Source organism: Pseudoalteromonas sp. CnMc7-15 (assembly GCF_022347925.1).
Taxonomy (GTDB): Bacteria; Pseudomonadota; Gammaproteobacteria; order Enterobacterales; family Alteromonadaceae; genus Pseudoalteromonas; species Pseudoalteromonas ruthenica.
On sequence record NZ_JAKRFT010000003.1, the window covers coordinates 246047 to 258632 of the forward strand.

The 12586-nt window shown below is 47.1% G+C and carries 14 protein-coding genes; 5 read left to right on the forward strand and 9 right to left on the reverse strand.

Annotated features, from left to right (window positions below):
- Positions 1-8: 8 nt before the first annotated feature.
- From MHM95_RS08460 to MHM95_RS08470, 3 genes are all read left to right on the forward strand, one after another.
- Positions 9-1535, forward strand: coding sequence for a DUF3369 domain-containing protein (locus tag MHM95_RS08460; RefSeq protein ID WP_130148577.1), 1527 nt, complete (start codon positions 9-11; stop codon positions 1533-1535).
- A 141-nt stretch (positions 1536-1676) separates the two neighbouring features.
- Positions 1677-2564 carry a LysR family transcriptional regulator gene (locus tag MHM95_RS08465; RefSeq protein WP_239385032.1) on the forward strand — a complete coding sequence of 296 codons (888 nt, stop codon included), beginning with the start codon at positions 1677-1679 and terminating at the stop codon, positions 2562-2564.
- A gap of 204 nt (positions 2565-2768) precedes the next feature.
- The gene (locus MHM95_RS08470; RefSeq protein ID WP_152440304.1) at positions 2769-3389 is read left to right on the forward strand and encodes a 2OG-Fe(II) oxygenase; all 621 of its coding nucleotides are present in this window, start codon (positions 2769-2771) and stop codon (positions 3387-3389) included.
- On the opposite strand, the gene ubiA is transcribed toward MHM95_RS08470, so the two are convergent.
- A complete protein-coding gene (ubiA, locus tag MHM95_RS08475; RefSeq protein ID WP_239385033.1) occupies positions 3386-4255 on the reverse strand; it encodes a 4-hydroxybenzoate octaprenyltransferase in 870 nt (289 codons plus the stop codon). The two genes, MHM95_RS08470 and ubiA, sit on opposite strands and share 4 nt — an antisense overlap.
- Entirely contained in the window at positions 4252-4794 is a 543-nt protein-coding gene (locus MHM95_RS08480) for a chorismate lyase (protein WP_275441931.1), read from the reverse strand. Before MHM95_RS08480 ends, ubiA begins: the two co-directional genes overlap by 4 nt.
- 212 nt (positions 4795-5006) lie before the next feature.
- On the opposite strand from MHM95_RS08480, the gene MHM95_RS08485 reads away from it, so the two are divergent.
- Entirely contained in the window at positions 5007-5357 is a 351-nt protein-coding gene (locus tag MHM95_RS08485; RefSeq protein WP_231658170.1) for a flagellar basal body-associated protein FliL, read from the forward strand.
- Between the two features lie 24 nt (positions 5358-5381).
- Here MHM95_RS08485 and glpG read toward each other — a convergent pair whose 3' ends face one another.
- From glpG to MHM95_RS08515, 6 genes are all read right to left on the reverse strand, one after another.
- A complete protein-coding gene (glpG, locus tag MHM95_RS08490; protein ID WP_239385035.1) occupies positions 5382-6203 on the reverse strand; it encodes a rhomboid family intramembrane serine protease GlpG in 822 nt (273 codons plus the stop codon).
- Positions 6200-6517, reverse strand: a complete 318-nt coding sequence (glpE, locus tag MHM95_RS08495; protein WP_022946485.1) for a thiosulfate sulfurtransferase GlpE — start codon at positions 6515-6517, stop codon at positions 6200-6202. Before glpE ends, glpG begins: the two co-directional genes overlap by 4 nt.
- Before the next feature lie 56 nt (positions 6518-6573).
- Positions 6574-7599: an L-threonine 3-dehydrogenase gene (gene tdh, locus MHM95_RS08500; protein WP_022946486.1), complete on the reverse strand. Its 1026-nt coding sequence runs from the start codon at positions 7597-7599 to the stop codon at positions 6574-6576.
- Between the two features lie 10 nt (positions 7600-7609).
- Positions 7610-8806: a glycine C-acetyltransferase gene (locus MHM95_RS08505; protein ID WP_022946487.1), complete on the reverse strand. Its 1197-nt coding sequence runs from the start codon at positions 8804-8806 to the stop codon at positions 7610-7612.
- A 173-nt stretch (positions 8807-8979) separates the two neighbouring features.
- A complete protein-coding gene (gene gmhB / locus MHM95_RS08510; RefSeq protein ID WP_235419324.1) occupies positions 8980-9525 on the reverse strand; it encodes a D-glycero-beta-D-manno-heptose 1,7-bisphosphate 7-phosphatase in 546 nt (181 codons plus the stop codon).
- Complete coding sequence (locus tag MHM95_RS08515; RefSeq protein WP_235419323.1) at positions 9522-10568, reverse strand: glycosyltransferase family 9 protein; 1047 nt, start codon at positions 10566-10568, stop codon at positions 9522-9524. The genes gmhB and MHM95_RS08515 overlap by 4 nt, the downstream gene beginning before the upstream one ends.
- 133 nt (positions 10569-10701) lie before the next feature.
- Between MHM95_RS08515 and MHM95_RS08520 the strand changes: the two genes are divergently transcribed.
- Entirely contained in the window at positions 10702-11427 is a 726-nt protein-coding gene (locus MHM95_RS08520) for a 3-deoxy-D-manno-octulosonic acid kinase (RefSeq protein ID WP_235419322.1), read from the forward strand.
- On the opposite strand, the gene MHM95_RS08525 is transcribed toward MHM95_RS08520, so the two are convergent.
- Positions 11422-12531, reverse strand: coding sequence for a glycosyltransferase family 1 protein (locus MHM95_RS08525; RefSeq protein ID WP_235419321.1), 1110 nt, complete (start codon positions 12529-12531; stop codon positions 11422-11424). The two genes, MHM95_RS08520 and MHM95_RS08525, sit on opposite strands and share 6 nt — an antisense overlap.
- Between the last annotated feature and the right edge of the window lie 55 nt (positions 12532-12586).

Here is a 12586-nt window from a genome sequence, read left to right on the forward strand (position 1 = left end):
AACCCAGTGTGAGTGAGTATCTTTTTTCCGAAGTCGATGACGCAGAAACACAAACAACAGAAACTAGTTTACCGCCTTGGCGTGTACTTGTTGTTGATGACGACCAAGATATTCACCATGTCACTCGGTTAGTGCTCTCTAACTTTGAGTTCGAACATCGCTATGTAGAATTAACACACGTCTATTCAGCACAAGAAGCTATCGAATTGCTGGAACAAGATAGCACTTTCGCTGTCGCGCTAGTCGATGTAGTTATGGAAACCAATCACGCCGGATTGATGCTTATAAAGCATATTCGCGAGCAAATTGATAACCATGATATCCGTCTTATTTTACGCACAGGGCAACCAGGAGAAGCTCCCGAAGAGTCGATTATCCGCGACTACGACATTAACGATTACAAAAATAAAACTGAGCTTACCGCTATAAAACTCAAAACGTTGGTTTATTCGGCGCTGCGCGGATATCGCGATATTCAACTAATTAACCGCCAGAAACAAGGGTTAGAACGCATCATCAACGCCTCTACGGTGTTTCTCAAGTGTGACAGCATCCACCAATTTGCGTCCGTGGTGCTCAATAACATTTCCCATATACTGGGCCTAGAAGATGCCGAGCTATACTGTGCTGCGGTGACCTACAGCAGCAACCAAGAAGATACTGAGTTTAAATTGCTCGCGGCTTCAGGACACCCTCCCGAGTCAGACATTAGTAAACTGCCACACAATGTGCGCCAAGATTTCCACAGTGCTCACCAGCGCAAACGTTCAATAAAAAATGATAGTAACTATGTCGGTTACTTCCCAGGTCAAAATGGCATGGAGACCATGCTATATGTAGATCGCGGCGCCCACTTGAATACTCATGAACACCAATTACTAGAGTTTTTCGCCAATAACGTGGCGCTGGCTTACAACAACTTAAAATTACGGGAAACGGTAAGAGAGTCGCAAAAAGAGCTGTCGTATATTCTCGGTGAAGCCGTGGAAAAACGCTCGAAAGAGACCGGTTCTCATGTAAAAAGGGTGGCTAATTACAGTTATCTATTGGCAACACTTTATGGCTTAAGTGATTATCAAGCTGAAGTACTTAAACTGGCATCGCCGTTACATGATATTGGCAAAATAAGCATCCCGGATCATATTTTAAATAAGCCTGGAAAGCTCAATGATCAAGAATGGGAAATAATGCAACAACATGCACAAGTGGGTTACGAAATACTCCACAGATCCAGTAACGAAATTTTACAATGTGGTGCAATAATCGCCGGCCAACACCATGAAAAATGGGATGGCTCTGGATACCCTAAAGGCCTTGCCAAAGAGGCCATTCACATTGTTGGCAGAATTACGGCTCTGGCAGACGTATTTGACGCACTAGGGAGCGAACGCTGTTATAAAAAGGCTTGGCCTATGGAGGATATAATAGACTTTATAGAACAACAAAAAGGGCACCATTTCGACCCGACTTTAGTCGAATTAATGATCAAAAATATTGATGAATTCATTGCTATAAAAAACCGCTACCCTGACTGATGATTATTATTAATTAACCCCACGATGAACTTGAAAAATTTGTTACAAAAGACATCTTTTTATTTCAGGTACAATGTACTAGTATTGAGGAGGATTAACCCCAATCCATACACCTAATAACTTACTTAAAAGGAATTAAAAGTGAGATTCGAACAACTTAAACAATTCCTCGCCCTTGGCTCTTTGCGCCATTTTCGCCAAGCGGCAGAAAAAACCAACATTAGTACCTCCGCATTAACACGAAGCATTCAAACTTTGGAAGAGGAAGTTGGTCATCAACTAGTATCACGCTCTACACGCTCAGTCATATTAACGAAGGAAGGCGAAGTTTTTTTACGTTTTTGCCAAAATACCCTAGATGAATATGCACGTACCAAACAATTACTCGACAAACTCAGTGGCAAAAGTGAAAACCGTGTTGTAATTGGCTATACCAGCTCAGCAAGCTCCATTGTGCCCATGTCTTGCGGTCAGTTTATGGCACAGCACCCTGAAGTGAAAATCGAGATGCAGCTACAAGATCAGCAAGAGCTACATTCTCGTCTGAAACGAGGCGAAATTGATATTTTTGTCAGTGAAGAAAACGCCTGCCTCGGTGGGAGCGATATCCATCTACCGGATCAGCTCGTACTCTTTGCAAGTCGCAACCACCCTCTAGCACATAAAGCCAGCGTCACCTTACATGACCTTGATGCCTACCCGCTGTTTGGTTGTTTTTCGCAAAGCCAACATGTGCAAAGCATGATAAAAGAGGCTGCCGACGTACTGCGCAAGGGCAATGGCCTGCGTTTAGGTAGCCTAGAAGAGGTGATTAACGCGGTGACCAACGGGCAAAGCATTGCCATTGGCGGCATTGAACATACAAATGCCATCAACAACCACGATGACCTTATATGTCTGCAAGCCAGTGATGAAGCGCACTCACGTTTAATCGTCAAAACCCAAGAGCAAGTGGAGCAGCAACAACACATTATTCAATTATTAGATGTGATTGAACAAGTTGCCAGCGCTCGACACTTGAGTGCTTAACTCTTCGCAGCTTCTAAATAAACACCTACCTACTCGCTCAAACTTGGGCGAGTATTACTACTCCTCCTTAAGTGGCAAGCCATTAAAAAAATAGCAGCCAAGGCGAGGCTCATCTATCAATGTGCCCACATTTACACCAATAAACAGTAGTGCTTTGTCATTTCAAGGGTATACTAAGCCACCTTTTGACTTGAATTTCCGCATGTGAATCAAGAACCATTATTTGCACAGATCATCGATGATGTGCATCAGCACGGTTATGCTGTGATTGAACAGGCATTACCGAGCTCTTTAACCAGCCAGCTCCTGAATACAGCGCAACAACAATACGATGCCTTTTCACCAGCTGGAATTGGCCGCCGCCAAGAGTTTCAACATAACGAGCAAATAAGAAAAGACAAAACTTTGTGGTTTAGCGGACACTCACAAGCAGAGCAAGACTACATAGCTTTAATGGAGGCATTGCGCCTGCACATTAACCGACATTTTTTCCTTGGCCTGTTCGATTATGAATGCCACTTTGCCCACTATCAGCCTGGGGACTTCTATAAAAAGCATTACGATGCTTTTAAGGGGCGCTCGAACCGTGTATTTACTACGGTTTGCTACCTAAACACCCCTGATGAGGGAGGCGAGTTAGTGATCTATCAACCGCGCTCCAAATTAGTTGCCCGGCGCGTAGCTCCCCGCTGTGGCACACTGGTTGTGTTTGAAAGTGAGCTATTTATGCATGAGGTATTGCCAGCAAAGCAGTCGCGCTTCTCTATCGCTGGCTGGTTTCGCAAGAATAATTCTGTCGCCGGCTTTGTTGACCCGCCGAATTAAAGCAAGCTAACGGCAATGCCCATAAAAATGGCTAGGCCGACATAGTGGTTATTCAAAAATGCATTGAAACACGCGGCTCGCTCTCGGTGGCGACACAAGTAAAGCTGTCGCACCAACAACATAGTCGCAATGCTGAGACCAAGCCAAAATGGCCAAAAAAGTTGCATATCCAAGCCGATATAGGCCAACAGTGCAATAAAGGTGACATCCAATAAAGCCACCGCCAGAAGGTCGTAACGACCAAATAAAATAGCGGTGGATTTGATACCTATTTTGACATCATCATCCCTATCCACCATCGCATACAAGGTGTCATACGCGACAGTCCACACTACATTGGCAAAAAACAGTAACCATGCATGTATCGGCAGCGCTTCGATAGTAGCCATGTAAGCCATTGGAATTGCCCAGCTAAACGCAGCTCCTAACACCACTTGGGGTAAATGGGTATAACGTTTCATAAAGGGATAACACGCAGCCAAGGCAAGCGCCCCAAATGACAGTAATATCGTCTGCCAGTTAAGTAATAGCACTAGCGCAAAAGCCATAACCACCAGCAAAGCGAATAAGCTCAGCGCCTCACCGGCACTCACGATTCCTGCTGCCAGAGGGCGTTGTTGAGTCCGCTGCACCGCACCATCAACATTACGATCGGCAAAGTCATTGATCACGCACCCTGCGCTACGCATAACGAACACCCCCAAGGCAAAAATTACCGCGAGACTCACCGGCGGCCAATCTGCACCAGCAAGCCACAAAGCCCAAAAAGTGGGCCACAGCAGTAGCAAGGTGCCGATAGGCTTATCAATACGCATCAATTGCTTATAGTAAGGCCAATGCATCGCCTTAAGTGGTGCTAGTTTCATAGGTAAGGATAGGCTCCGGGTAAAAATATCTCGCACACCATTATTTGTTGGTTCGTTAAACTGAAGCAACTACGGCGTCCCCATAGCGGCCCACCAGGCAGCTTTAACGAGTGTGTAAGCTCAGCCAGACTCTGATTGTGAGCGAAATCAGCCACCTCCATACCTACTCGTTGGATTTGCGGGTCTTGGAAAATCACTTCGCCCAATGGATTATTTCCCAAATGGGCTAAATCAACCCCTTGCTGCGACTGCTGTTCAGGAAGCCAAGTTTGCGCATAGACCATAGGTTCATTATCGCAAAACAGCAACACTTCACGCACACGCACATTCGTACCGGGGGGCTTGAAAATAGCGTGGTCGCAAAAGCGACTGGCTACCACTTTTTCACTTAGAACTTCCACCGCAAATTGTTGGCACTGTGACTTTAAACGCTTCGTTAGCGAGCCAGACTCCAGTAGCCAATCGGCTAGTGTGTCAGTCACCTTAGCGTGCTCGATGCTTATCCACTGCGCGCGAAGAGGTATAGGGTGTGCAGGCAAAACATACTACCTTGATTCGACTATTGCTTCGATCATACCACTGCTACACTAATGGCAAAAGCTCTCACAGAGCACAGTAACCCCTTTACTAATAAATCTGGACGATAAATCGCTAAGCGCGCTAAAATATGGATAACTTGATGAAAACTAGCACACTAATTATTATGCCTCGAGCGCTCAAACTATTACTTGTCAGTGCCTTTACTCTGCTCATGTTCAGCCCCGCAAAGGCGGCGGGAGATGTTGGTTATTATGGCTTTGAGCCTGATATCGTCGCGAACTACATCAGCCAATCAAGTAAGAAGCTCGGCTATGTGCGAGTGACTGTCGATCTGATGTTAGAAGATGTTGGCAATATTTCAGTGGTTGAACATCACATGCCACTGCTGCGTGACGCCATTGTTGAAATCTTATCGCAAGAGCCAGAGGATAAAATCAAAAGTTTAACGGGCCGCGAAGAGATAAGACAGAAATGCATCGAACGGCTAAAAACCTTACTAAAGCAGGAAACCGGTAAAGATATTATTCGCGATGTACTGTTTACCAAATACCTTTATCACTAACATCACGAGTAATAAAAAAGCGGTTTAAGCCGCTTTTTTATTACTTCCAAAGGCCATCACTAGCGCTAACACGATACCGCTGACTAAACCGCCTAAATGCGCCCAGTTGGCCATAGGCATAAAGAAAGTATCGGTAAAACCAAAAACTAGCCACAGTAACAGAAAACCAATCATCGCCTTGGTCATCATCGGTTTAGTTTTCGCTAGCAAAGGATAAATCCAACAAAACCCTACCTGCGCATACACAACACCTGAGAGACCACCGAAATTAGGGCCGACCATAGTATATTGCGCCCACGCGCTGGCCAAAGAGCCAAGTAAAAATACACTCAATAAAGTGAGTTTCGATGTCTGGCGTTCGATAGCAGGCCCTAACGTCAACCACCACAGCACATTAAATATCAAATGAATTGCAGAGAAATGAACGACTGCTGGCGTTATCCAAGAGAGCGGCTGCGATGCTTTAAACTGTAACAGTGGGAATATATGGCTAAACTGGCCCAATAAAAACAGCGCATAGATAATCACACTGATAATACTGACGCTTTTAACCAATAAACTTAGCCCGTTGAAGCGTTGCCACAAATTAAGCTTATTGCCGCTGTAAACCAAGCCTGAATCTGTACGCCCACTTTGCCAAGCGGCATCACTGTATCGCGGATGATTCGGCTCTGCTTTAAACTCATTCCATAACGGCTGAACAGCATGAAAATGCTCCGGATCAACAGCAATAATTACATGCCCCTGCTGTGCAGGTTTGAGCTCGCCATGCAGCCCTTGAGTACTCAAGTAATCAATAAACCCTTGAGCAGCACGCACGTTATTGGTGCTCCCTAGTTCAATCATTTTTCAACCGACTGTGGAAATTGCTTCGCCCAGGCGTCAAAGCCGCCATCCATACTGTATACGTCATCAAACCCTTGCTCAGCTAAGTAACCAGCAGCGCCTTGCGAGCTAATACCGTGGTAACACACAATAATAATAGGTTGCTCATACTCCTTATGCAGCATGAACTCACCGATATTACTATTACTCAAATGCTCGGAACCAGGAATATGGCCGCTTGCGAAACTGTTCGGGTCACGTATATCAGCAATAACGACATTATCGTCGTTTAGTAATTCATGTGTCTGCGACACCGAGATATGTTTAAAAGCCATGGGACTCCAATTTTACTAAACACTGAAAAGGCGGCTTAGCCGCCTTCATAGGCTACTTATTGCCAATCGAGGATAACTTTACCTGACTGCCCCGACAACATCGTGTCGAAACCTTGCTGAAAGTCATCGATATTGAATTGATGAGTGATCACAGGGGAAATATCAAGACCTGACTGAATCAAGCTGGCCATTTTGTACCAGGTTTCAAACATCTCACGGCCATAAATACCCTTGATTACCAAGCCTTTGAAAATAACTTGGTTCCAGTCTACAGCCATATCTGAGGGCGGAATACCCAGCATGGCTATCTTGCCGCCGTGGTTCATGTTATCAAGCATAGAGTTGAATGCCACCGGCACCCCTGACATCTCTAAGCCAACATCAAAGCCCTCTGTCATCCCTAACTCTGTCATCACGTCTTCGAGCTTTTCTTCACTGACGTTAACGGCCCGTGTGGCGCCCATCTTACGGGCCAAATCAAGGCGGTACTCGTTGATGTCGGTGATCACCACATTGCGTGCGCCAACGTGCTTAGCTACAGCTGCAGCCATAATACCAATCGGGCCAGCGCCGGTGATTAATACATCTTCACCGACCAAATCGAACGACAAAGCAGTGTGTACAGCGTTGCCAAACGGGTCAAAAATAGAGGCCAGCTCATCGGAGATGTTATCGGGGATCTTAAAGGCATTGAACGCCGGAATAACCAAGTATTCCGCAAAGCTGCCTTCACGGTTAACGCCCACACCTGTGGTATTACGACACAAATGTACACGCCCGGCACGACAATTACGACAATGACCACAGGTAATATGACCTTCACCAGAAACCCGGTCGCCGACTTCAAAGCCTCGTACTTCCTGGCCCATATCGACAACCTCACCGACATACTCATGACCTACCACCATAGGCACCGGAATGGTGTTTTGCGCCCACTCATCCCAGTTGTAGATATGCACATCGGTGCCGCAAATAGCGGTTTTACGAATTTTAATCAATAAATCGTTATGGCCCACTTCCGGTTTTGGCGCATCAGTCATCCAAATCCCGGTTTCAGCCTTTAATTTTGATAATGCTTTCATCACTGCGCTCCTAAATTACGCCCAACTCTTTGCCGATACGAATAAAGGCATCAATGGCTTTGTCGAGTTGCGCTTTGCTGTGTGCAGCAGAGATTTGGGTACGAATACGCGCCTGCCCTTTTGGCACCACAGGGAATGAGAACCCAGTGACATAAATGCCTTCAGCCAGTAGTTTATCGGCCATTTGCCCAGCGAGCTTGGCATCTCCTAGCATCACCGGAATAATGGCATGATCTTTACCAGCACAAGTGAAACCCGCCGCTTCCATTTGCTCGCGGAAGTAAGCCGCATTGGACCATAAAGTATCGCGCAACTCTTTGCCATCAGCCAGCATATCCAGCACTTTTATTGACGCAGTCACTATGGATGGTGCCAGCGAGTTCGAGAACAAATAAGGACGTGAGCGTTGGCGTAGCCACTCAACGATTTCTTTCTTACCTGAGGTATAACCGCCTGATGCGCCGCCTAACGCCTTACCTAGGGTACCAGTGATAATATCGACACGGTCTAACACGCCACAGTACTCAGGCGTACCACGGCCGTTTTCACCAACAAAGCCTACAGCATGAGAGTCATCGACCATAACGAGGGCATCGTACTTATCAGCTAAATCACACAGCGCTTCAAGGTTACAAATCACGCCATCCATTGAGAACACGCCGTCAGTGGCGATCAGCTTGGTTTTAGCGCCTGCTTCATCAGCGGCAATCAGTTGCTGCTCAAGGTCGGCCATATCATTGTTGGCATAGCGGAAACGCTTTGCTTTACATAGACGCACACCGTCGATAATTGAGGCATGGTTTAGCGCATCGGAAATAATGGCGTCTTCAGGGCCAAGAATGGTCTCAAAAAGACCCGCATTGGCGTCAAAACAAGAAGAGTAAAGAATGGTGTCTTCGGTTTGTAAAAAGTCACTGATTTTGCTTTCAAGGGTTTTGTGAATGTCTTGCGTACCACAGATAAAACGCACGGAAGCAACACCGAAACCATGGTCGTTCAAGCCTTGTTGCGCTGCTTTAATAAGCTCTGGATGATTCGCTAAACCAAGGTAGTTATTAGCACAAAAGTTAATCACTTTATCGCCGCTGGCAACGTCAATTTCAGCCTGTTGCTGCGAGGTAATAATGCGCTCGCTTTTGTATAGGCCATCGGCTTTGACTTGCTCGATTTGCGCTTGCAGTTGAGTATAAAACGCAGAGGCTCTCATAGATTTCTCCAATACTTGAACGGGGGACCCATGCTACGTCAAAGACGTGGGTAGGTTCGCTTGTTAAACAAAGTTAGGGGTATTGTAAAAGGTTACACGTACAATTGCATTGTTTGTACACGCGGTTGGACCACAGCACAGCGTGGTAACCCATCCCGGATGTAAAGATTCCCTCACAGCAGTGCAGGCACATCAGCGAGCGCGTCGCAGGTGTAATCGGCATCACTTTGCGCCTTTTGGTCAAACTTTTGGCCGCTACGCACCAACACTTTAGTGCCAATGCCACAGCGCTGTGCAGCTTGGATATCGCCATGTTTGTCACCGACCATGACACAGTGCTCGGGGTCGAGGTTAAACGCAGCAATGCCGCGTTGCAACATGCCCGGTTCAGGCTTACGACAGCCACACTGCTGGCGGTAGTCGCCTATCCCCTTAGTGGGGTGATGAGGACAGTAATACACCTCATCAATGCGCACATCGTGCTGTAAAAACTGCTCTTTCATCCAGGTAGTAAGTTCAGCAAATTGTTGTTCGCTGTAATAGCCACGGGCAATACCCGATTGATTCGTGACAATTATCAGTCGATAGCCACGCTGTTGAAAACTGCGACAGGCGGCAAACACGCCCGCAATAAACTCAAAATCTTCGGGTTTGTGGACATAGGCATGGTCGACATTAATAACGCCATCGCGGTCTAAAAAAACGGCTCTATTGCTCATAATCGGTGCTCGTGTACAACTTTATCAAACATCGCGGTCACAGCTTCAACACTAATGCGATGCATTAGCTCACCTTTAACCCGCGTGCCCCAAGGTAACTGCTCAGCAGGCTTACCATGCTGTTCTTTAACCGCGTCAAAATAGCTTTCCACTACGTACTGCTGCGATAGGTAGGGCCCGGTTCGCTTCGGGTTTGAGTGCGCATATAGGCCAATAACGGGTGTGCCTTGGGTCGTTGCCATATGCGCCGGACCGGTATCGGGAGCCAGTACCACAGTGGCCAAAGCCAACACGCAGGTCAGCTCTTTAAGCGAGGTTTGGCCCACCAAGTTATTCACCTCAAAATCGCACTGGCTGATAATATCAGCGGCTAAAGCGCGCTCCATGTCGGTCGGACCGCCGGTGAGTGCCACCTTGAAACCTTTACTCGCCGCATACCTGGCAACAGCAGCATAACGTTCAGGTAGCCAATTACGCTCCGCTTTACTTGCCGCAGGGCTTATCACCAATAACGGATCGCCATTGTCGCCCACCAGCTCAATGGCTTTGGCTTTATCTGCCCCGCTCAAGGGCAACTGCCAGTGTGGGGTAAAATCTTGCACCCCTAATTGCTCGGCAAATTGCATAAAGCCTTCGAGCACATGAGGTTCACTCTTAGCGTCGATGCGTTTATTAATGAATAAGCTGTGCAGTTCTTTTGAACGTGCTTTATCGAAGCCGAATTTCACCCTCGCAGGAATACAACGGCTAACCAAGCCCGCTCTAAAAGCCACTTGCATGTTCAATAACACGTCAAAGCGCTGGCCTTTAAAGCGTTGCTTTAAAGCTTTAAAAGCTGCCCTTCCCTGCTTTTTATCAAACACCACCAGCTCGACCCCCGGTAACCCTTGCAATAGCATGGCTTCAACCTTGCCAATCACCCAGGTAATCTTGGCATTAGGATGCACTTTTTGAATAGCTTGCACGGCACTGACGGCATGACACACATCGCCAATCGCAGACAAACGAAGGATACAAATGGATTGCACAGACTCTAGTGGCACGCGGTATTTCCTAATAGCAATTAATCTTCGCAAATGGTAAAGCAACCCCAGCGCAATGCAAGCGTGAAGCGGTTTAACCTGACTCCAAAAGCAGCTACACTAGCGCCATTATTTTGTTTGCCTTGTAACACTCATGCATACTCGCCCACTTTCTTCCAAGCACACGCTATTAACGTACAAATACCCGGCGCAATCTGTGCAGGAACATTGGTTCGAGCCGACGTTTTGGTTAAAGCAAAATAAGGTCTATGCACAAAAAAGCGGCCGAGCAACCACCTATTTTTTCGAACATCAGGGTTTACGGGCAGTGCTTCGCCACTATTGGCGCGGCGGATTGATTGGTAAGGTGCTGAGCGATCAGTATTTTTATACTGGTTTAGCCAACACCCGAGTATACAAAGAGTTCGCCCTCACCTGCCAACTTCATGAACAAGGCCTGCCTGTAGTTGAACCCATAGCTGCCATGATTCGCCGCAACGGCTTAATTTACCGAGGCGACATTATCACCCGGGCACTACCAGGGGCGCAAAGTTTGTGTGAAAAGCTAGTTTCCGCGCCCCTAGAAGATACGCTGATAAGCCATATCGGCACCACCCTGGCTCGCTTCCATCAAGCCGGGGTGTATCATGCCGATTTAAATATTAATAATATTTTGTTTGGCGCTGACAACCAGGCCCATGTTATCGATTTTGATCGTGGCGAGCTGCGCATTCCCAAGCAACAATGGCAGCAGCAGAATATCGCCCGCTTGCAACGTAGTTTCGCTAAAGAAGCCGCTCGACAGCCCAGTTTTCATTGGCAAGAACACCATTGGCAACGCTTAGAGCAAGCTTACCTCGATACCCTAAACGCTCTATAACGCCAACAACTCTTGAAATTGCTTGGCAATGAAATCTTGGCTATGCAATTGCGCACGCCCCTGCAAAGCGTTTTGTATGCTTGCCCACTGCTGTTCATCATTGAGCAGTGCTACCGCTTGTGCAGTCAGCGTGTTACGGTTTAACGGCGCAGCATGCACTAACCCCTGTGCAGAGCACATTGCTAGGCGCTTAGGCTGATCTTTAGAAACGGGCGCGGCAACACAAGGGAGCTGCAAAGCAATCGCTTGTAATAAAGCATCGCCGGCACTCAGCAGACCCATCTTGGCATTAGCCAGTAAAGCAATAAACTCAGCATTACTCAAGCCACCGACAACATGCACCAAGGGGTCGCTCGATACTGGCAAAGCGTCAGGGTAATTAGCCCCAAATACGACCACCGTCGGGATATTTAAGCGCTCACTTAACTCTTGTGCAGCCTTATAAAATACATCGGCACAGACTCCTTGCTCACTCAGGTGCCCGCCTGAGCCGGCGTTAACAACAACGTATTGACCCGCTTGAACCCCTCTATCGGCCATTGCTTGTCGTGTTGATTGAGCATCAGGGAGCGCAAAGTAAGGGCCTATGTTGATTGGCTCAACTAAGTTGAAACAGCGAATTTTAAGGCGTTCCAACCAACTTAGTGGTTCGATGCAAAAGTCTGGCTGCACCACCCAGTGCTTATCAATACAATCAACGCGATTTAGCTTGAGCCCTTTTGCGCGCTTTTTAGCGTGCTGAGAAATAAACACAACCTGGGCTCCCGCTGCACGGGCACTGCGCATCTGCGATGCTCTTCCAGCACAATCAAAAATCACGACATCGGGCTTATAATCTTGGATTAACGCACACACACGCGTATTTTCTTTTGTCGGCGACTGCGCCAGTAAGGTGGTATTGAAGGGACAGGTACTGGCGTACTTGGTGTGCTGATTAAGAGCAAAATGCACATCAATAGCATCCGCGTAGCGCTGCTTTAAACTCAGGGCTAGGGTTAGAGAACGTATATATTCGCCGATACCTTCAGTGGATGAGACCGGAATGAATAGCAGCCGTTTTACACTTGTTGGTGCTATTGGGCTAATGCGCTCGGAATGTTCCATTTACTCCACATTCTGGCTTGCGTTAATCGCCTCATTATATAGGGGGTTGATGTAG

Excerpts from the sequence above, each read along its gene's own strand:
- ubiA (WP_239385033.1), bottom strand. The coding sequence starts at position 4,255 with ATGAAACTAGCACCACTTAAGGCGATGCATTGGCCTTACTATAAGCAA.
- MHM95_RS08485 (WP_231658170.1), top strand. The coding sequence starts at position 5,007 with ATGTTCAGCCCCGCAAAGGCGGCGGGAGATGTTGGTTATTATGGCTTT.
- glpG (WP_239385035.1), bottom strand. The coding sequence starts at position 6,203 with ATGATTGAACTAGGGAGCACCAATAACGTGCGTGCTGCTCAAGGGTTT.
- glpE (WP_022946485.1), bottom strand. The coding sequence starts at position 6,517 with ATGGCTTTTAAACATATCTCGGTGTCGCAGACACATGAATTACTAAAC.
- tdh (WP_022946486.1), bottom strand. The coding sequence starts at position 7,599 with ATGAAAGCATTATCAAAATTAAAGGCTGAAACCGGGATTTGGATGACT.
- MHM95_RS08505 (WP_022946487.1), bottom strand. The coding sequence starts at position 8,806 with ATGAGAGCCTCTGCGTTTTATACTCAACTGCAAGCGCAAATCGAGCAA.
- gmhB (WP_235419324.1), bottom strand. The coding sequence starts at position 9,525 with ATGAGCAATAGAGCCGTTTTTTTAGACCGCGATGGCGTTATTAATGTC.
- MHM95_RS08520 (WP_235419322.1), top strand. The coding sequence starts at position 10,702 with ATGCATACTCGCCCACTTTCTTCCAAGCACACGCTATTAACGTACAAA.
- MHM95_RS08525 (WP_235419321.1), bottom strand. The coding sequence starts at position 12,531 with ATGGAACATTCCGAGCGCATTAGCCCAATAGCACCAACAAGTGTAAAA.